This is a genomic window from Bradyrhizobium sp. Rc3b (genome assembly GCF_900114915.1).
GTDB lineage: Bacteria > Pseudomonadota > Alphaproteobacteria > Rhizobiales > Xanthobacteraceae > Bradyrhizobium.
Window position 1 is genome coordinate 181,855 of sequence record NZ_FOUS01000012.1, and the last position, 19,402, is coordinate 201,256.

Here is a 19,402-nt window from a genome sequence, read left to right on the forward strand (position 1 = left end):
TTCCGGAAAGATCATGCGCAAACAACAGCCCTCAGCACAAGGCGAGCGCGTTGACCGCTCGCGTTGCCGCAGCTTCCTTGCCCGAGCCGACGAAGGCGCAGACGATGGATTCGAGCTCGCCCGGCTGCTTGCTTCGCGCGACCGCCAGCAATCGCATCAATTCCGTCTCGTCCTTCGACAGCCGACGGCAGGACGGCGGCATGAAGCACAGTTCGCATGGCCGGCCGCTGCGCAGGATCCTGACCAGCGCTGCCACGCGCGCGACCAGCAGCGGACTGTCGGCAACGCCAGTCGCCTCGTCGGCAAAGCGATAGGCGGCTTCCCAGCAATCGGAGGCGCCGGTGGTGTAGGCCGCCCCGATGAAGCGGAACAGCGACAGCGCGACGCGGCAGAAATCATCGTAGCTGTCGACGCAGGGGCGCGCTCCAAGCGCGGCCTGGAGCGGACAGAGCCGCGATGGGCCGGCTTCCGGCACCGAGGCGCAAATAGCTGGGGTCATGACCGATCTCGTCAGTGCAATGTCGGGCTTCCGACCAGCCAGCTCTTCATCGCCATGGTGCGGTCATGGTCGAATGATCGCACCTGCCGGTCGGGCAGGATGAGGCCTGCCATGCGGAAGATCGTGGCGAGCCCCCGCACGGGAGCCAGCGCCCAATCGGCGCCGACCGGCGGCAGCCAGCTCTCGAACCGTTCGCGCACGATGTCGATGCGATCCTGTTGGGCCGCGGCGATGGCCTGCAGAATCCCGCGCTCGCTGTCCGACATGCGCGGACAGGTCGGGCAGTGCACTTCGATCGCGGTATGGGCCGTGCAGGCGAAGATCTCGATGATGGATTCCAGCGAGAGCACGGCATCGCCCACGCGGAAATGGTCGTACACCTCCTGGATATCGGCTGCAGTCGGAACGGCGCCTCCGCTGCGTGCCTTGGCCCGGAATCCCCAGATGAAGAGCCGTTCGGCCGCACTGAGCGCGGGAAGGTCGAGAGACCCTGATGATGTCGATTGATGCATGAAACCTCTGGCCCTTGGCTGCGCTCACGCCACAGCTGGCGCTGATTGTCTGCATCGATCGTTCTGCCGGAGCACTCTCCAAGTCAACGCTCGCAGGGGCGATATCGAGGTCTTCTAGTTTTGAAGAGGTTTATATTCGCAAGCGGGGGCGGCGCCGCGAGGGTGCGAAAACCGTGCGCGGCCGCAGGGCTTCGGCGGCCGCTTGGGGAACCCGAATGCTTAAAGCTTTGCTAAGGGGATCGGGATAATCTGGCATGTCTGTCCCGCCAAATTTCGTGAGCTCCGATGATTTTCTCCCGCATCAGTTTCAAGCTGGTCCTGATTGTCGGCATCAGCCTCCTCGGCATGATCGCGCTGGCACCGATCGCCCTGTCGACCCTGCGCACGCAGATGGTCGCCGATCGCCAGGCCAAGACGCAGCAGATGGTTGATGTCGGCTACGGCATTCTCGCCCACTACCAAAAGCTCGAGAGCGAGGGGAAACTCCCGCGCGAGCAGGCCCAGGCCGCCGCGATCGCCGAGATCAAGAGCCTGCGCTACGACAAGGTCGAGTATTTCTGGATCAACGACATGGCCCCCAAGATGGTCATGCATCCGATCAAGCCCGAGCTCGACGGCAAGGATCTGTCCGGGATGAAGGATCCCGCCGGCAACGCGCTGTTCATGGGCTTCGTCGACGTCGTCAAGAAGCAGGGCGCGGGCTTCTACGGCTACCTCTGGCCGAAGCCCGGCTTCGACCAGCCGGTCGGGAAAATCTCCTATGTGAAGGGCTTTGCGCCCTGGGGCTGGATCATCGGCACCGGCATCTATCTCGACGATGTCGACGCCGTCTTCCGCCAGGCCGCGACGACGTTCGGCTATGTCTGTCTGGCCGTGCTGGTCCTGGTTCTCGGCGCGTCCTTCGTGATCGGCCGCAGCGTGACCCGGCCGCTGGCAAAAATCACCGCGCTGACCGAGCGGCTTGCCGCCGGCGACAGCGCGTTCGAGGTGCCCTATACCGACCGCAACAACGAGGTCGGCGCGCTCGCCAAGGCGCTGGCCGTGTTCAAGGACAATGCGTCGGCCGTCGGCCGCATGCATGCCGAGCAGCAGGAGCTGAAGCAGAGGGCCGACGACGAGAAGCGCAAGGCCATGACTGACCTCGCCGGCAAGTTCGAGGCGAGCGTCCAGGCCGTCGTCCGCGATGTCTTCAACGAGGCGCGCGCGATGCAGCAGGCCGCGCAGGGCATGTCGGAAACCGCGGACAAGGCGACCGACCGCGCGAGCTTCGTCGCCTCCGCCTGCCAGCAGGCCTCGAGCAACGTGCAGACGGTGGCCTCCGCCGCCGGCCAGCTGTCGTCCTCGATCTCGGAGATCAGCCAGCGCGTCGCACAGGCCGCGACGGTGGCCGACAAGGCCGCCGCCGACGGCCAGCGCACCAACGACACCGTGCAGGGGCTGGCAGCGGCCGCGCACAAGATCGGCGAGGTCATCGACCTCATCAACCAGATCGCCTCGCAGACCAATCTGCTCGCGCTCAACGCCACCATCGAGGCGGCGCGCGCCGGTGAAGCCGGCAAGGGCTTTGCGGTGGTTGCGAGCGAAGTGAAGTCGCTGGCGAGCCAGACCGCGAAGGCGACCGACGAGATCGGCGCGCAGATCACCGCGATCCAGGCCGAGACCAACCAGGTCGTCGGCAACATCGAGAGCATCCGCGCCACCATCATGGAGGTCAACGAGATCTCTTCGTCGATCGCCGCCGCCGTCGAGGAGCAGGGCGCCGCGACGCAGGCGATCGCCCACAGTGTGCAGGAGGCTGCCTCCGGAACCGATCAGGTCTCGCAGAACATCTCCGGCGTCACCGACGCGACCGCGGCGACCGGCCAGGCCGCAGGCCTCGTGCTGCAATCGAGCGGCCGGCTGACGCAGAAGCTGCAATCGCTCGAAAACGAGGTCAGCGCTTTCGTCGCGGGCGTGCGCGCAGCGTAAAGAAACGCGCTGCGAGAGACTTTCTTTTTCCGCGTCGCGGCATCGGCCGCGACGCCGATGCTGTTTTTCTTGACATGACCTCTGCCGTGCTCGACGTGTAGCGATGTCGATTGACGGCACGTGCGTGCCTTCGAAAAGAAAAGCAACACGGGAAAGACGTCATGAGCGCGGGCCTCAACGAGAAGGATTATCTCGCCACCTTGCGTGGCCTGTGGGATAGGGCCTGGCCGAAAGGCATGCCGCGTTCGCCGAATTATCTGCACGGCGAAGTTCCCTTGACGGAATATCTGCGCGCCTGGGCGAAGCGCAGCCCGGAGCGGCCCGCAATCAACTTCTACGGCCACGTCACCACCTACGCGGAGCTCGACCGGCTGAGCGACCGTTTTGCGGCGCTGCTGCAAGCCAAGGGCGTCAGCAAGGGTGACCGCGTCGCCGTGTTCCTGCCGAACTGCCCGCAATTCCACATCGTGTTCTTCGGCATTTTGAAGCTCGGCGCGATCCATGTCCCCGTCAGCCCGCTGTCGCGCGCGTTCGAGCTGTCCTACGAGCTGAACGACACCCAGGCCGATGTGATCGTGGCGCTCGACCAGCTCGTCCCCGTCGTCGAGCAGGTGAAAGGCGAGGTGCGCCTGCGCGAAATCATCGTCACCAGCTTCGCCGATGTCATTCCGGTAACGCCCGCGTTCCCCACGCCGGACTCGATCCGCGCGCCGCGCGTTGCGGTCCCGGGCGCGACCGATCTGCTGCCGACGCTGGCGGCAATGCCCACGCCTATGCCGCTGCCGCCGCCTGGGCTCGATGACGTTGCCGCGCTCAACTACACCGGCGGCACCACCGGCATGCCCAAGGGCTGCGTCCATACCCATCGCGACATGGTGTACACGGCCGCGGCCAATTACGGCATCTCGGTGCTGTCCGACGAGAGCAGCGTGTTCCTGTCGTTCTTTCCGGAATTCTGGATCGCCGGCGAGAACTTTGGCCTGATCTTCCCGCTGTTCTCCGGCGCGACGCTGGTGCTGCTGGCGCGCTGGGATGCCGTCGGCGCGATGGCGGCGATCGACAAATACAAGGTCACCATCACCGCGATGCCGGTCGACGGCGCGGTCGAGCTGATGGACCATCCGCGCTGGAGCGAGTTCGACCTGTCGTCGCTGCAGCAGGTCCGCGTCGTCTCCTTCGTCAAGAAGCTCAACGCCGATTATCGCAAGCGCTGGAAGGGTCTGACCGGCACGATCCTGATGGAGGCGGCATGGGGCATGACGGAAACCCACACCTCCAACACCTTCACGGCGGGCTTCCAGGATGACGATTTCGACCTCAACAATCAGCCGATCTTCGTCGGCCTGCCGGTCCCCGGCGCCGAGTTCAAGATCACCGATTTCGAGACCGGCGCATTGCTGCCGCTCGGCGCGGAAGGCGAGATCCGCGTGCGGACGCCGTCGCTGCTGAAGAGCTACTGGAACAAGCCGGAGGCGACCTCCGAGTCGCTCGTCGACGGTTGGCTGCGCACCGGCGATATCGGCAACATCGACAAGGACGGTTTTTTGCACTTCCTCGGCCGCCGCAAGGAGATGCTGAAGGTCAAGGGCATGAGCGTGTTTCCGCCGGAGATCGAGGCGCTGCTCGGCCAGCATCCGAAAGTGCTGGGATCGGGCGTGGTCGGGCGCGACGATCCTGACAAGGGGCAGGTGCCGGTGGCCTATATCCAGCTCAAGCCGGAGGCGGTCGGCACCATCTCTGCGGAAGATCTGCGCGCCTGGTGCGCCGAGCGCATGGCCGTCTACAAGGTCCCGGAAGTGCGTATTATCGATGCCCTGCCGCTGACGGCGACGGGCAAGGTGAAGAAGCAGGATCTCGATCCGAATCTTCCTGCTGCTGTCTGAGTGAGAGAGACGATGTCGTTCAAGAAACTCCTGATCGCCAATCGCGGCGAGATCGCCATCCGCATCGCGCGCGCGGCGGCCGATGCCGGCATCGCGACCGTTGCGATCCATCCCACTGATGATGCGCTGTCGCTGCACGTGCGTGTGGCCGACGAGGCGGTCGAAATCCCCGGCCGCGGCGCCCGGGCCTATCTCGACATCGATGCGGTGGTGACGGCGGCGAAAAGCGTCGGGTGCGATGCCGTGCATGCCGGCTACGGCTTCCTCAGCGAGAATGCCGCATTCGCCAAGGCGTGCGCGGACGTGGGCCTCACCTTCGTCGGGCCGAAGCCGGCGGCGCTCGAATTGTTCGGCGACAAGGTCGCGGCGCGGCAACTGGCAAAACGTTGCGGCGTGCCGATCATTGCCGGCACCAGCGGGCCGTCCTCGCTGGAGGAGATCACGGCGTTCTTCAGTTCCCTCGGCAGCAATGCTGCGATCGTGATCAAGGCAATGGCCGGCGGTGGCGGTCGCGGCATGCGCGTGGTCGAGAACGCATCCGATCTTGCGGAAGCCTATGCGCGCTGCCAGTCCGAGGCCAAGGCGGCCTTTGGCTTCGACGGCTTCTATGCCGAGCGGCTGATCCGGCAGGCGCGGCATATCGAGGTGCAGATCATCGGCGATCGTCACGGCGCGATCTCTCATCTCTGGGAGCGTGAATGCACCATCCAGCGCCGGCACCAGAAGCTGATCGAGGTGGCGCCGAGCCCGTCGCTGAGCGATCCCTTGCGCGGCCGCATCATCGAGGCGGCCAAGCAACTTGCGACGGCGGCGGCTTACGACAATCTCGGCACGTTCGAGTTCCTGGTCGACGGCACGGCCGAGGACAGTTTTGCCTTCATCGAGGCCAATCCGCGGCTGCAGGTCGAGCACACCGTCACCGAAGAAGTGCTTGGGCTCGACCTCGTCCGCGCCCAGCTTGCGGTCGCGGAGGGTAGCACGCTCGCCTCGCTTGGCCTTGCGCAGGCATCGATCCCGAAGCCACGAGGCCATGCCATGCAGGTTCGCGTCAACATGGAAACGCTGGACGAGACGGGCGCGACGCATCCGACCGGCGGCGTGCTCGCCGTTTTCGAGCCCCCATCAGGCCCCGGAGTTCGTGTCGATAGTTTTGGTTACGCCGGCTACAAGACCAGTGCGGCCTTCGACTCGTTACTCGCAAAAGTCATCGTGCATACGCCGGGCGAAGCCTGGCATGATGTCGTTGCAAAAGCCTCGCGTGCCCTGCGCGAGTTCCGGATCGACGGCGTGGTCACCAATATCGCCTTCCTCCAGGCGGTGCTGGCGCATCCTGATTTCAGGACCAACCGCATCGCGACCGATTTCATCGATCGCAATATCGCAAAGCTCGTCGATGCGGCCGATGGCGCGGCCAAGCCGCTTTACTTTGCGCCAACCGAAGGAAGTGGCGTTCACGGTGCCGAGACGCACGTCGCGCAAGTGGTGCCTGAAGGCACGGTGATGGTCGCCGCACCGTTGCAGGGAACCATCGTCACCATTCAGGTGAAGGAAGGCGAGATCGTGCGCCCCGGCCAGCAGCTCGCCGTGATCGAGTCCATGAAAATGGAACATCTGGTGATGGCCGAGCAGGGCGGCCGTGTCATGACGCTCGCCGCCGGCGACGGCGCCACGCTGATGCATGGCGAGCCGATCATGTATCTCGAGCCGCTCGACGTTGCGGCGGATAGGGCCACGGCCGAAGCCGACATCGATCTGGATCACATCCGGCCCGATCTCGCCGAGTTGATTGCCCGCCAGGCGAACACGCTGGATGCGAATCGCCCCGCCTCGGTCGAGCGCCGCCGCAACACCAACCAGCGCACCGCGCGCGAGAACGTCGCCCAGCTCGTCGACGAAGGCTCGTTCATGGAATATGGCAGCCTCGCCATCGCGGCGCAGCGCCGCCGCCGCAAGCTCGACGATCTCATCAAGAACACGCCGGCTGACGGACTCGTGATGGGCGTCGCCACGGTGAATGGCGAGAAGTTCGGGCCCGAGGGTGCGCGCTGCATCGTCGTGGCCTATGACTACACCGTGCTCGCGGGCACGCAGGGCCACATGAACCACAAGAAGATCGACCGCATGCTGACCCTTGCGGAAGACTGGCGCGTGCCGCTGGTGTTCTATGCCGAGGGCGGCGGCGGCCGGCCCGGCGACACCGACCGGCTCGGTATGACCGGGCTCGACGGTCCGTCCTTCGTGCAATTCGCAAGGCTCTCCGGCCTCGTGCCCGTGATTGGTGTCGTCTCCGGCTATTGCTTCGCCGGCAACGCCGCGATGCTTGGCTGCTGCGACGTGATCATCGCCACCAAGAACGCCTCGATCGGAATGGGCGGCCCTGCGATGATCGAAGGCGGCGGCCTCGGCGTCTATCATCCGGCCGAGGTCGGCCCGGTCTCGTTCCAGTCGCCGAACGGCGTCATCGATATCCTCGTCGAGGACGAGGAGGAGGCGACATCCGTCGCGCAAAAGTATCTGTCCTATTTCCAGGGCGCGGTGACGGAGTGGGAGGCCGCCGACCAGCGCCTGCTCCGACGCGCCATCCCCGAGAACCGGCTGCGCGTCTACGACATCCGCAGCGTGATCGATCTCGTCGCCGACAAGGATTCCGTGCTGGAGCTGCGCCGCGACTACGGCGTCGGCATGATCACCGCGCTGATCCGCATCGAAGGAAAGCCGTTCGGCCTGATCGCCAACAATCCGCGCCATCTCGGCGGCGCCATCGACGCCGATGCCGGCGATAAGGCCGCCCGCTTCCTCCAGCTCTGCGACGCGTTCGACCTTCCCGTCGTTTCGCTCTGCGACACGCCCGGCTTCATGGTCGGCCCGGAAGCCGAGAAGACCGCGATCGTGCGTCACGTCTCGCGCATGTTCGTCACGGGCGCGAGCCTCACTGTGCCGCTGTTCGGCATCGTGCTGCGCAAGGGCTACGGTCTCGGCGCGCAGTCGATGATCGGCGGCGGCTTCCACGCCTCGTTCTTCACCGCGGCCTGGCCGACCGGCGAATTCGGCGGCATGGGCCTGGAGGGCTACGTCCGCCTCGGCTTCCGCAAGGAGATGGAGGCGATCACTGACCCCGAGGAGCGCGAGACCTATTACCGCAACAAGGTCGCCGAGCTCTATGCCAACGGCAAGGCGGTCTCGATCGCATCGGTATTCGAGATCGACAACGTGATCGACCCCGCCGAGACGCGCCGCTGGATCATGGCCGGACTCCGTTCGGTGCCGAAGCCGCCGGCCAGGGCCGGGAAGAAGCGGCCATGCATCGATACGTGGTGAGGGCGGTGCAGCAATAGATGAGCCCGTCATTCCGGGCGCGCGCAGCGCGAACCCGGAATCTCAAGATCCTAGGGTGCGCAAGGGCACACCCTAGTTCGGTGCTTCGCATCGCCCCGGGATGACGAGAAGAGACAGCGTGCCTCCAAGCCGTTCCCGGTTCCCGATTGACATCCCCGCCTGTGGTGCCAGACTTTGCACAATAATACAGGGTGGAGACGTCCGCGATGGCCAGCCTGTCGGCCTCGAACCATGTCGCCCGTGTCTTGTCCGTCGCCAATCAATTGGCCGACGTCGATGCCTCTTCGCGCATTGCCGATTCCTGGCGGCGCTGCCTGATCAGCCACAAGCTCGACCCCGCCCGGCAGGGACCGCCGCAGACGCTGACTGAAGCCGAGGTCCGGCATGTCGCCGAACCGATGGAGCAGCTGATCCAGCTGGCGACGCCGGAGCTCGAAGACCTCGCGCGGGTCCTGCGCGAGGCCGGCTATTGCGTCAATCTCGCCGACCCCAGCGCCACGATGCTGTGGAGCCGGCTGCCCGGCCCGGCCGATACTGAAATCTTCATGCGCTGGAAGGTCTATACCGGCTCGAATTTTTCCGAGGCTTTCGAAGGCACCAACGGGCTCGGCACCGCACTCGCGGAGCAGAAGCCGATCCTGGTGCATCGTGACGAGCATTTTCGCGCGCAGTGGCACATGTTCTCCTGCGCCGTGGCGCCGCTGTTCGACCAGGCCGGTCGCCTCGCCGGTGCCGTGAACATCACCTCATGCCGAGAGGATCTCGAGCGCGCTGCGCATCAGCTCGCGCTCGCGGTGACGATGGAGGCGACGCGGCGCATGGAGGGTGCGATCTTCCGCGGTCATTTCCGCAACGCCTGGATCGCGACCGTGCCGGGCGACGGCGGCAGCGGTCTGCTCGCCTATGACGACGACCGCCGCATCGTCGGCGCCTGCCGTTCGGCGCGGGCACTGCTGGGTCTCACCGACGGCCTGATCGCATCCGGCATCGATCTGTCGCGCTACGTCAAGTTCGATCATCATGCCGGCCGCGGCGCGGACGAGACGGTCGAGTTGCGCCGCGCCGATGGCAGTGCGTTAGGGCGAGGGCATGTTGCGCCGCCGCTGCGGGCGAGATCATCGGCGCGCCCGCTTGCACCGCGCCGCGATGCAGCTGTCGATCGCTTCGACGCCCTGCATCGGCTCGCCGGCCGCGATCCCGGGCTGATCAGAAGCGTGAAGCGGCTCCGAAGCATAGGCGATCACAATCTGCCGGTGCTGCTCCATGGCGAGACCGGCGTCGGCAAGGACGTGTTCGCGCGCGCCATTCACGCGGCCAGCAACCGCGCGCGCAGCAATTATGTGGCGCTGAACTGCGCGGCGATGCCGGAGAGCCTGATCGACGCCGAGCTGTTCGGCTACGAGGCCGGCGCCTTCACCGGCGCGCGGCGCGACGGCTCGAAGGGCCTGATCGTGCAGGCCGACGGCGGCACGCTGTTCCTCGACGAAATCGGCGATATGCCGATCGCGCTGCAGACGCGCTTGTTACGCGTGCTGGAAAACCGCGAGGTCTGGCCGCTTGGCGCGCTCAAGCCCGTCGCCGTCGACATCCGCCTCATCAGCGCCACCCACCGCGATCTCGGCCGCATGGCCGAAGAAGGCGGCTTCCGCGCCGACCTCTATTTCCGCCTGCGCGGCCTCGAGGTGCGGCTGCCAGCCTTGCGCGAGCGTGCCGACCGGGACGACGTCATCCGCCAGATCGCGCGCGAGGAGGCGCCGAACTGCAGGCTTTCGGACCAGGCGTGGTCGCAACTCTCGGCCTATTCCTATCCCGGCAACATGCGCCAGCTTCGCCACGTGCTGCGGCTCGCCGGTTGCACGGCGGAGAACGGGGTCATCACCGAGGCGGATCTGGATCTGCCGCCGTTCGGAGGGAGGGCAGCGGAGCCTGATCTTGCAGCGGCCGAGCGCGCCACGATCGTCGAAGCCCTGCGTAAGCACGGCGGCCGCGTGACGGAAGCGGCCCGCGCGCTGAAGCTCAGCCGCGCCACGCTCTATCGCAAGATCAAGCAGTTGAAGATCGAGACGGCGCAGTAGGGATCAGCTGCACGTGGCGCGCGTTCTCCGCTGGCTCGGAATCGTAGGGTGGGCAAAGGCGCGCTTGCGCCGTGCCCACCATCTCTAACCGAATGTTGCAGTACGTGGGCACGCTTCGCTTTGCCCACCCTACGATACTGTATTCGCAGCGAGAGTGACGATTAAGAAAAATCCGTCCAGCTCAGATGCCGTGAATCGAGGTCGCCGACCGTCACCGTTTCGCGCATCTCATGCGGCGTGTGAAAACTGCTGCGCAGGTACACCAGCGGCGCTGCGGACGCCAGATGCGACACGCCGCGCACTTCGCCGACGAAGATCGAATGCGTCGTCGTCTCGAACTCCTGCGCCAGCACGCAGTCGAATGCGGCGACCGCATCCGTCAGCACCGGGGCGCCCGTGGCCCCACGCGTCCACTGTCCGAACGCAAAACGGTCGTCGCCGTTGACGCCCTTCTGGCCGCTGAAGGTCAGCGCGAGCAGGGCGTGGTCCTCGTGCAGGAAGTTGATCGCGAACGCGCCTTCCTCGCGGATGCGCGCATGTGCGCTGGCGTTGCGGTTGACGCAGACGATCAGCGAGGGCGGGCTATCCGACAGCGAGCAGGCCGAGGTCACCGTCAATCCCGTGCGCTTGCCGTGCTCGGCGCCGACCGTGACCAGCGCGACGGCGCCGGCACATTGGCGCATCGCCTGCTTGAAATCCTTCACGTCGAGAGGATTGGCGTCGACCGTCACGCGGAAATCTCCGAAAACAGAAGCGGGTGCGACACGATCGCGCCGCACCCGCTGAGCGTCAAGCCGCCTTCTTCGCGGAGCCGAGATGCGCAAGGCGCGGCATCACCTCGTTCTTCAGCAGCGAGAGCGAGTGGTGCCAGGCTTCCGCCTTGTGCTTGTAGTCGAAGCCGAACACCAGCAGCACGCCGAAGCCGCCGACCTCGTCGTAGATCTTCTCGATCTTCTCGGCGACGGTCGCGGGCGAGCCGACGATCCAGTTCCGCTTGGCGCAATATTCGACCGTGACGTCGCTGTCGGGGACATCAGGGGCGTGCTTGAGATAATCCTTGAAGCCGAAATGGCCGAGCAGCGGCAGGAAGTACTCGCTCATCATCCGGCCCATCATGTCGCCGGTCGAGAGCTTCCAGGCTTCCTCGTCGGTGTCGGCGACGAACACCTCGCGCACCAGGCGCCAGTCCTGCCGGTTCGGCTTGCGCCCGGTCTTGGCGGCGCCGATCTCGACCGAGTCCCAATGGCTGGAGACATAGGCCGGGTTGAGGTTGAGGCTCATCGGGATGAAGCCGCGCTCGCCGGCGAGCTTCAGCGTGTCCGAGTTCTTCGACAGCCCGGCAACGCCGATCGGCGGATGCGGCGCCTGCAACGGCTTGATGTGGGGCTTGAGGAAGTCGAACATCGTGTCCGGCTTGGTCACCGTCCAGAATTTGCCCTTGTGGGTGAAGGGTGCCGGCTCGGTCCACAGCTTCAGGATGATCTCCAGCGCCTCGCGGGTCATGTCGCGGTTCTGCCCGCTCATGCCGTCGACGTTGAACATCGCCCAGTCGCTCGGCAAGCCGCTCGCCGCGACGCCGAAATTGAGCCGGCCCTCGGAGAGATGGTCGAGCATCGCGACGCGGTTGGCGAGCTCGGCCGGGTGGTGATAGGGCAACAGGAAGCCGCCGGGTCCAATGCGCAGCTTCTTGGTCTGCATCAGGGCCTGCGCGATCAGGAGGTCCGGCGTGGGATTGGGTTCCCAGGGCGCGGTGTGGTGCTCGCCGACCCAGGCTTCCTGATAGCCGAGCTCGTCGAGCCAGCGCATGACCTGCAGGTCCCAGTCGTTCCCTTCCTTCAGGCCGCACTCCGGCGGATGCGAAGGCATCGTGAAATAGCCGATCTCCATGGGTTTCCTCATCTGATGTTGACGCGTCTTGTCGCGCGTTGACGGAGTTGAGCGCCGAAGCTTCAGCAAGCGCTGTGCCAGCGGTTCAGCAAGCGCTGTGCCAGCACGGCGGAGCCTCGAATTGCGGAGAAAGGGCTGGTTTGCCCGCGCAATAGCCGGTATCTCGGCACAGACTTGCAAGACGTCGTCTCACTGTCGCGAGACGGCGTCCCAGCCGTGAGACGAGGACAGTTTCGCATGACCGAACCCGCTTATGTCGCGGTGGACTGGGGCACCAGCAGCTTCCGGCTGTGGCTGGTCGATCGTGCCGGCCAGGTACTGACTGAGCGCCGCAGCGGCGAGGGCATGCTCGCCGCGGCGAAGACCGGCTTTCCCGCCGTGCTGCAATCGCATCTTGCCGCGGTCGAGGCGCCGGATCATCTGCCGGTTCTCGTCTGCGGCATGGCCGGCGCCAGGAACGGCTGGGTCGAAGCCGGCTATGTCGACACGCCGGCGCCGCTGGCCGCCATCCTGAAACAGGCCGTGCGCGTCCCCGGCGAAGCCCGCGACATCCGCATCCTGCCTGGCATCGCGCAGCGCGAGACAGAAGCGCCGGACGTGATGCGCGGCGAGGAAACGCAGCTGCTCGGCGCGCTCGGCCTCAAGGCCGCGGGCGAGGCGCTGGTCTGCATGCCCGGCACGCATTCGAAATGGGTGCGCGTGAAGGACGGCGTGGTCGAACGCTTCTCCACCTTCATGACAGGCGAGCTGTTCAGCGCCGTCTCGCGCGAGACCATCCTGTCGCTCGCGGTCGCCGGCGCCGACGAGGCCGAGGATGTCGCGAGCTTCAAGGCGGCGGTGAAAGCTGCTTATGAGGCGCCCGCCTTTGTCGCCAATCACTTGTTCGGCGCGCGCTCGCGCCAGCTGCTGTTCGGCGGCACGCCGGCCGCGGCGCGCGAGACGCTGTCGGGCACGTTGATCGGCGCCGAGCTGGCGGCGGGGCTCTCCGGCCCCGTTCCCCAAGCGGGCGTCGAGCTGATTGCATCGGGGCGGCTTGCGATGCTGTACCGGCTGGCGTTCGAGGCGCTGTCGGTCAACGCAATTCCGGTCGACGCGGATGAGGCCGTCCGCCGCGGCCTGTCGATGGCGGCTGCCGCGATCTGGACGAAGCAGAAGGATTTTTGAGATGAGCGTTCCCTTTCCGCCGATGAAGCGGCCGCTGGTTGCGATCCTGCGCGGCGTCAAGCCGGAGGAGGCCGAGGCGATCGTCGCCGTGCTGATCGAGGCCGGCATGACCGCGATCGAAATTCCCCTGAACTCGCCCGATCCGTTCCGCTCCATCGCAACGGCCGTGAAGCAGGCGCCTTCAGGCGTGCTGATCGGCGCCGGCACGGTGCTGACCACCGCGGATGTCGATCGTCTCGACGACGTCGGCGGCAGGCTGATGGTCTCGCCCAATGTCGACACTGAGGTGCTCGCGCGTGCGCATCAGCACGGCATGGTGACCTTGCCTGGCGTGTTCTCGCCGACCGAGGCGCTGCTCGCGGCGCGCTCGGGCGCATCGGGCCTGAAATTCTTTCCGGCCAGCGTGCTCGGCGCATCAGGCATCGCCGCGATCCGCGCCGTGCTGCCGCCAGGCGTCATGATCGCCGCGGTCGGCGGCGTCTCCGATCAGAATTTTGCGGAGTACATCGGGGGCGGCGTCACCGCCTTCGGGCTCGGCTCCAGCCTCTACAAGCCCGGCATGAGCGCGGCCGATGTCGCAGGCCGAGCGAAGGCAACGATCGCGGCTTACGATCGGGCAATTCAGAAAGATTGAACGGACAATAAACTAGCCGTGATCCTGACATGGCCTATTGTGCCACATAGTGTCGCGATGCTGACGTTTTGCGCATCGTATTATGTGACTGGCTGAATCAGGAGACCGACATGGCGATCAACAACGTGGCCGATCTGTTCGTGGCAACGCTCGAGCAGGCCGGCGTCAAGCGTATCTACGGCATCGTCGGCGACAGCTTGAACGCCCTGACTGAATCATTGCGCCGCCGCGGCACGATCGAATGGATCCATGTCCGCCACGAGGAGGTCGCCGCGTTCGCCGCCGCCGGCGAAGCCGAGATGACCGGAAGCCTTGCGGTGTGCGCGGGCTCCTGCGGTCCCGGCAATCTGCATCTGATCAACGGCCTGTTCGACGCGCATCGCAGCCGCGTTCCCGTGCTGGCGATCGCGGCGCAGATCCCGACCGCTGAGATCGGCGGCGGTTATTTCCAGGAGACCCATCCGCAAAATCTGTTCCGCGAATGCAGCCATTTTTGCGAGCTGGTGTCCGACCCGAGCCAGCTTCCTTACGTGCTGGAGAATGCCATCCGCGCGGCGGTGGGCCTGCGCGGTGTCGCCGTCGTCGCCATGCCCGGCGACGTCGCATTCCGTAGCCCGCCCAAGCGCGCGCTGTCGACGACGCGCGGACTCGCGCTGTCGGCGCCGAAGGTGGTGCCGCAGGCCGATGAGCTGCAGGCGCTCGCCGAACTCCTCAACGGCACCGAGCGCGTCACCCTGTTCTGCGGCCGCGGCTGCGCCGGCGCGCATGCACCCTTGATGCAGCTGGCGGAAGCGCTGAAGAGTCCGATCGTGCATGCGCTCGGCGGCAAGGAGCATGTCGAGTACGACAATCCCTATGACGTCGGCATGACCGGCTTCATCGGCTTCTCCTCGGGCTATGCCGCCATGCACGCCTGCGACGCCCTGGTGATGCTCGGCACCGATTTTCCCTACAAGCAATTCTTTCCGACCGATGCTAAGATCGCGCAGGTCGACATCCGTCCGGAAAATCTCGGACGACGCTGCAAGATCGATCTCGGCCTCGTCGGCGACGTCAAGCTGACCATCGAGGCGCTGCTGCCGCTGCTGAAAGCAAAGACGCAGCGCAAGCATCTCGACGATGCCGTCGCGCATTACAAGAAGGCGCGCGAGGGCCTGGATTCGCTGGCCAAGGGCACGCCGGGAAGCAAGCCGATCCACCCGCAATATCTCGCAAGAGTCATCAGCGATCATGCTTCCGACGATGCGGTCTTCACCGCCGATGTCGGCACGCCCACGGTGTGGGCCGCGCGCTATCTCGACATGAACGGCCGCCGCCGGCTGGTCGGCTCCTTCGTGCACGGCTCGATGGCCAACGCCATGCCGCAGGCGATCGGTGCGCAGGCCGCCCAGCCCGGCCGCCAGGTGATCTCGCTGTCGGGCGACGGCGGTTTCTCCATGCTGATGGGCGATCTCATCACGCTGACGCAAATGAAGCTGCCGGTGAAGGTCGTGATCTTCAACAACGGCGTGCTCGGCTTCGTCGCGCTGGAGATGAAGGCCGCGGGCTTCGTCGACACCAATGTCGACCTGAAGAATCCCGATTTCGCGGCGATGGCGCGCGCCATGGGAATCTTCGCCAAGCGCGTCGAGGACCCCGGCGAGCTTCAGGGCGCGGTGAAGGAGATGCTGGCCCATAACGGCCCGGCGCTGCTCGACGTCGTCACCGCCAAGCAGGAGCTGTCGATGCCTCCGACCATCATGCCCGAGCAGATCAAGGGCTTTAGCCTCTGGGTTCTGCGCGCGGTGATGAACGGCCGCGGCGACGAGGTGCTCGACCTCGCGAAGACGAATCTGCTGCCGCGTTAGCCCCGCTTCACCGACGGCGCGGGCAGCCGCTCGTGCCGATTCTGGAAGCGTTGCCAGTGCATCACTGAGCCGATCAGCAGGGCCGGCACGAAGCCGAGCAGGATCAGGAAGTGCGGCAGCTCCTTCGGCGAGACGAAGGCGATGGCGATGTCCGAGATCATCCAGAGCGCCGCGAACATCACCGCAAAGTCCGTTCGCGGGCAGCGCAGGTAGTAGAACACGGCGGTGATGACGATGGCGGGTCCGATCGCCACGCCGATCATGATCGCGGTCAGCTCCTTCGGCGTCAACGCGTCGAGCATCATCGAGGCCAGCAGCCAGAGTGCGGCGAACATGGCGACGATGTCGAGCGGATGCCGCAATCCAATACCTCTCGCGGGGACGTGCTATCGTTGTGGCCGGGGCTGCGGCCGTCAAGTCAAAATGCGCTTATTCCTCGTCACTTCCTGGCGTCGGGCGCAGCATGAAATGGCCGAAGGCGGTGGCGATCGGCTTGTCCGCATCGTCCTGCCAGGCGCGCGCCTCGAAGGCGACGATGCGCCGGCCCTGCTTGACGATCGAAACGTTGGCAAACGTATCGAGCGCACGGCCGGAGCGCAGATAGTTGACGGTGAGCCCGATCGGCTTCGGCGGCGCGGCGGCGCCGAGCTCGCGCCCGACGCCGATGATGGCCGTGGTCTCGAGGAAGGCCCCAGTCATGCCGCCGTGGATCGCGGGCAGGATCGGGTTGCCGATGATGATTGGCGAGAACGGCATCGTCAGCGTGCCGTCGTCATTGACGCAGATGCCGAGCGCGCGCGCGAACGGGCTGCGCGCGAACGGGCCATCCGGATCTTCCGGCGCCTCCAGCACCGGGATGCTGCGCGCATCCATCCTGCGGTCGGCGAGCATGTTGGTGCGGTTGGCACCGATCATGAAGCAGGCGGTCGCAGTCGCCACCGGATCGTCCTCGGATTCTTGATAGGCGGTGGAGCGCACGAAGGCGATCGAGCGCGTGGTGCGGTAGCACACCGAATGCGCCTTGATGTCGAGGCCCGGCGTCGCCGGCTTCTGATAGTCGATGCGCAGGTCAAGGGTTGCGATCGCGCGCGTGCCGTCGAGCGCAAGTTGCACCGCCATGCCGCAGCTCTCGTCCAGCATCGCGGTGACGACACCGCCATGCAGCACGCCGGTCTCGGTGTCGCCGACGAAGACGGGCCGGTAGGGCAGGCTCGACCAGGCCTCAGCTGGTGCAAAGCGATCCAGCTGGAGCCCGCTGATATGGCCGTAATCGGAGCGGCGGCCCTTGATGGCGTCGGCGAGTTCCTCGAATGGGAGCGTGGTCGGTATGGTGCTCATGGGGACGTTTTAGACCAGTGTCGGGCGCCGCGCAAAACCCCGAATTGGCCTCGACAGAGCAGGCCGAAGCACCGATGGTGGGCGCTCCGTTCGCCGACTAGCCGCAAGGAGCGCCCATGGCCGACCCCGAAACGCCTGCCAACAATCAGGGGCCCGTCACCATTTCGAGCTCCAGCTCGGAGCGGGCGCCGATCATCTATTTCGACGGCGCGTCCTGCTTCGGTCATCACAACGGCGCGATCCAGATCGAGCTCGCCGCGAACTTGCTCATGCCGGTCGGTGCCGCGGTCAGGGTCGACGTGATCCAGACCGCGCACCTGCGCTGCAGCGTGGCCGCCGCGCTGGCGCTGCGCGAAGCCCTCGACAAGGCGCTGGCGATGTACCGGCAGGGCCAGCAGCAGCCGGTGACGGAGGAGATCCCGACGGTGAAGAATTGAAGCTGGTGGTGCGACTGCGTCGGCCTTCATGGTTCGAGACGCGCCGCAAGGCGGCGCTCCTCACCATGAGGGTCTAAGATATCGCTGCGAAATCAGACCTCATCCTGAGGAGCCCGCCAACGGCGGGCGTCTCGAAGGATGGCCGCAAGCGCAAGGCTGAAACAAACAGCCAAGCCTCAGCCTACATGCACCTTCGGCTTCTTGCCGCCGTTCCACTTGCCGTCGAGCGCGCGCTCGATCTGGGCGGCGAGTTGCAGCAGCAGGCCGTCATTGGCCTGCTTGGCGATGGCCTGGATGCCGAGCGGCAGGCCGTGGTCTTGCGTTGCCATCGGCATCGAGATCGCCGGCATGCCGCAGAGATTGGCCAGCGGCGTGAAGGCAAAGAAGCGCCAGAGATTGTCGAACCAGTCGCGCACATCGGGGTTGTCGGAAATGGTGAGATATTCTCTGGTGCCGACCTTCGGTGTCGGCAGCGCAGTGATCGGCGTCAGGATCACGTCCCATTGCTCGAAGAAGGTGCCGAAGCCGCGCGATGTGGTGTTGAATACGCCCTGCATCTTGGCACGCTCGGCGAAACTGGTGTGCCGGCCGGCTTCCCAGATGCGGATGTTCATCGGCTCGATCAGATCCTCCGGCGGCTTTTCCAGCCCGCGGGCGGCGAGCATGTTGGAGATCACCACGGCGAAGTTCGAGATGTAGCAGGTGGTCTGCGCCTCGAATGCAGCGGGAAGGTCGATCTCCGGCAGCGCATAGTCGACGTGATGGCCGAGGCCTTCGAGGAAGCGTCCGGCCTTCTCCAGCTCGGCTGCGATCTCGGGCGTCGCGGTGTAGTTGCCCCATGTATGGGACAATGCGATGCGCAGCTTCGAGGGATCGCGCTTGATCATCTCGGAATAAGGCTGCGCCGTGGTCCAGAACGGCATGAACTCGCCGGGCGCGGGCCCCCGCGCATGATCGACGAAGGCGGCGGTGTCGCGCACGCTGCGCGACTGGCAGCCCTGGATCGAGACGAGGCCGGTGAGGTCGGACATGTGCGGGGCGAGCGAGAACACGCCGCGCGAGACCTTCAGCCCGATATTGCCGTTGACGCCGGCGGGAATGCGGATCGAGCCGCCGCCGTCGGTCGCATGCGCGATCGGCACCACGCCGGCCGCGACCATCGCGGCGCTGCCTGCCGAGGAGCCGCAGGTGGTGTAGTCGGTATTCCAGGGATTGCGGGTGACGTAGACGGCGGGATTGTCGGCCGAAGAGCACACGCCGAATTCCGGCGTCGTGGTGCGTCCGATCAAATTGAGGCCGGCCTGGCGGAATTTGCCGGTGAGGAACGTATCGGCCGCGGCGCGATTGCCGCGCATCAACAGCGAGCCCATTTCCTGCAGCCGGCCCTTCATGGTCGGCCCGAGGTCCTTCATCAGGAAGGGCAGGCCGGCGAACGGACCTGCGAGATTGGCGCCGTCCTTGGCGGGATCGGCGATCACGTCCTCGAACAGCTCGACCACGCCCGACAGCGCCGGATTGACCTTGGCGACACCCGCGGCAGCCTGGCGCGCCAGCTCCTTCGCCGTCAGCTCGCCCTTGCGGACACGCCCCGCCAGCGCGACGCCATCGTGCTGCGCCCATTCCGTCCAGCTCATCGGCAACGTCATGAAGTCCTGATCTCCTTAAGATGCGGCGCCACCTTTTTCGCAAGGGACCGCCTGAATCAACTGAGCCGGCACGAGGGGCAGGGTTGCACGGGGCGGAGAGGTCGCAAGGCGGCGTCATCCCAATCCGGCAGTTGTCCGACCGTTGCAACCCGGAGGAGCCTGTAGCCCGGATGGAG

Annotated in this window: 15 protein-coding genes; 8 read left to right on the forward strand and 7 right to left on the reverse strand. The window is 65.8% G+C overall.

The annotated features are described in order from the left end of the window. Positions 1–31 precede the first annotated feature (31 nt). Entirely contained in the window at positions 32–499 is a 468-nt protein-coding gene (locus BM190_RS27460) for a hypothetical protein (RefSeq protein ID WP_092260675.1), read from the reverse strand. A gap of 11 nt (positions 500–510) precedes the next feature. Next, positions 511–1,011 carry a hypothetical protein gene (locus BM190_RS27465; protein WP_092260677.1) on the reverse strand — a complete coding sequence of 167 codons (501 nt, stop codon included), beginning with the start codon at positions 1,009–1,011 and terminating at the stop codon, positions 511–513. Between the two features lie 285 nt (positions 1,012–1,296). Here BM190_RS27465 and BM190_RS27470 point away from each other — a divergent pair, with 285 nt between their 5' ends. The 4 genes from BM190_RS27470 (at position 1,297) to BM190_RS27485 (ending at position 10,273) form a co-directional block, all read left to right on the forward strand. Continuing rightward, complete coding sequence (locus BM190_RS27470; RefSeq protein WP_092260679.1) at positions 1,297–2,979, forward strand: methyl-accepting chemotaxis protein; 1,683 nt, start codon at positions 1,297–1,299, stop codon at positions 2,977–2,979. 161 nt (positions 2,980–3,140) lie between these two features. Continuing rightward, on the forward strand, positions 3,141–4,862 hold the full coding sequence (locus BM190_RS27475; protein ID WP_092260681.1) for an AMP-binding protein: 1,722 nt from the start codon (positions 3,141–3,143) through the stop codon (positions 4,860–4,862). Positions 4,863–4,874: 12 nt separating this feature from the next. Further along, positions 4,875–8,180: an acetyl-CoA carboxylase family protein gene (locus BM190_RS27480; protein ID WP_177237310.1), complete on the forward strand. Its 3,306-nt coding sequence runs from the start codon at positions 4,875–4,877 to the stop codon at positions 8,178–8,180. A 224-nt stretch (positions 8,181–8,404) separates the two neighbouring features. Next, positions 8,405–10,273, forward strand: a complete 1,869-nt coding sequence (locus tag BM190_RS27485) for a sigma-54-dependent Fis family transcriptional regulator (RefSeq protein ID WP_177237311.1) — start codon at positions 8,405–8,407, stop codon at positions 10,271–10,273. A 161-nt stretch (positions 10,274–10,434) separates the two neighbouring features. On the opposite strand, the gene BM190_RS27490 is transcribed toward BM190_RS27485, so the two are convergent. Both BM190_RS27490 and BM190_RS27495 read right to left on the reverse strand, forming a co-directional pair. Further along, positions 10,435–11,004 carry a flavin reductase family protein gene (locus tag BM190_RS27490; RefSeq protein WP_177237312.1) on the reverse strand — a complete coding sequence of 190 codons (570 nt, stop codon included), beginning with the start codon at positions 11,002–11,004 and terminating at the stop codon, positions 10,435–10,437. 58 nt (positions 11,005–11,062) lie between these two features. Next, entirely contained in the window at positions 11,063–12,160 is a 1,098-nt protein-coding gene (locus BM190_RS27495) for an LLM class flavin-dependent oxidoreductase (RefSeq protein ID WP_092260687.1), read from the reverse strand. A gap of 237 nt (positions 12,161–12,397) precedes the next feature. Between BM190_RS27495 and BM190_RS27500 the strand changes: the two genes are divergently transcribed. The 3 genes from BM190_RS27500 to poxB all read left to right on the forward strand — a co-directional run bounded on the left by BM190_RS27500 (position 12,398) and on the right by poxB (position 15,805). Continuing rightward, positions 12,398–13,324, forward strand: a complete 927-nt coding sequence (locus tag BM190_RS27500) for a 2-dehydro-3-deoxygalactonokinase (protein WP_092260689.1) — start codon at positions 12,398–12,400, stop codon at positions 13,322–13,324. 1 nt (position 13,325) lies between these two features. Beyond that, positions 13,326–13,958, forward strand: coding sequence for a 2-dehydro-3-deoxy-6-phosphogalactonate aldolase (locus BM190_RS27505; RefSeq protein WP_092260691.1), 633 nt, complete (start codon positions 13,326–13,328; stop codon positions 13,956–13,958). 110 nt (positions 13,959–14,068) lie between these two features. Next, on the forward strand, positions 14,069–15,805 hold the full coding sequence (gene poxB / locus BM190_RS27510; RefSeq protein WP_092260693.1) for a ubiquinone-dependent pyruvate dehydrogenase: 1,737 nt from the start codon (positions 14,069–14,071) through the stop codon (positions 15,803–15,805). Here poxB and BM190_RS27515 read toward each other — a convergent pair. Beyond that, positions 15,802–16,167, reverse strand: a complete 366-nt coding sequence (locus tag BM190_RS27515) for a hypothetical protein (RefSeq protein WP_177237313.1) — start codon at positions 16,165–16,167, stop codon at positions 15,802–15,804. The genes poxB and BM190_RS27515 overlap by 4 nt on opposite strands. Before the next feature lie 67 nt (positions 16,168–16,234). Further along, positions 16,235–17,143 carry a PaaI family thioesterase gene (locus BM190_RS27520; RefSeq protein ID WP_092260695.1) on the reverse strand — a complete coding sequence of 303 codons (909 nt, stop codon included), beginning with the start codon at positions 17,141–17,143 and terminating at the stop codon, positions 16,235–16,237. Positions 17,144–17,259: 116 nt separating this feature from the next. On the opposite strand from BM190_RS27520, the gene BM190_RS40690 reads away from it, so the two are divergent. After that, positions 17,260–17,580 carry a hypothetical protein gene (locus tag BM190_RS40690; RefSeq protein ID WP_165637419.1) on the forward strand — a complete coding sequence of 107 codons (321 nt, stop codon included), beginning with the start codon at positions 17,260–17,262 and terminating at the stop codon, positions 17,578–17,580. Between the two features lie 176 nt (positions 17,581–17,756). On the opposite strand, the gene BM190_RS27530 is transcribed toward BM190_RS40690, so the two are convergent. Next, positions 17,757–19,226 (reverse strand): amidase, encoded by a 1,470-nt coding sequence (locus BM190_RS27530; protein ID WP_177237314.1) that lies wholly within the window; start codon positions 19,224–19,226, stop codon positions 17,757–17,759. Between the last annotated feature and the right edge of the window lie 176 nt (positions 19,227–19,402).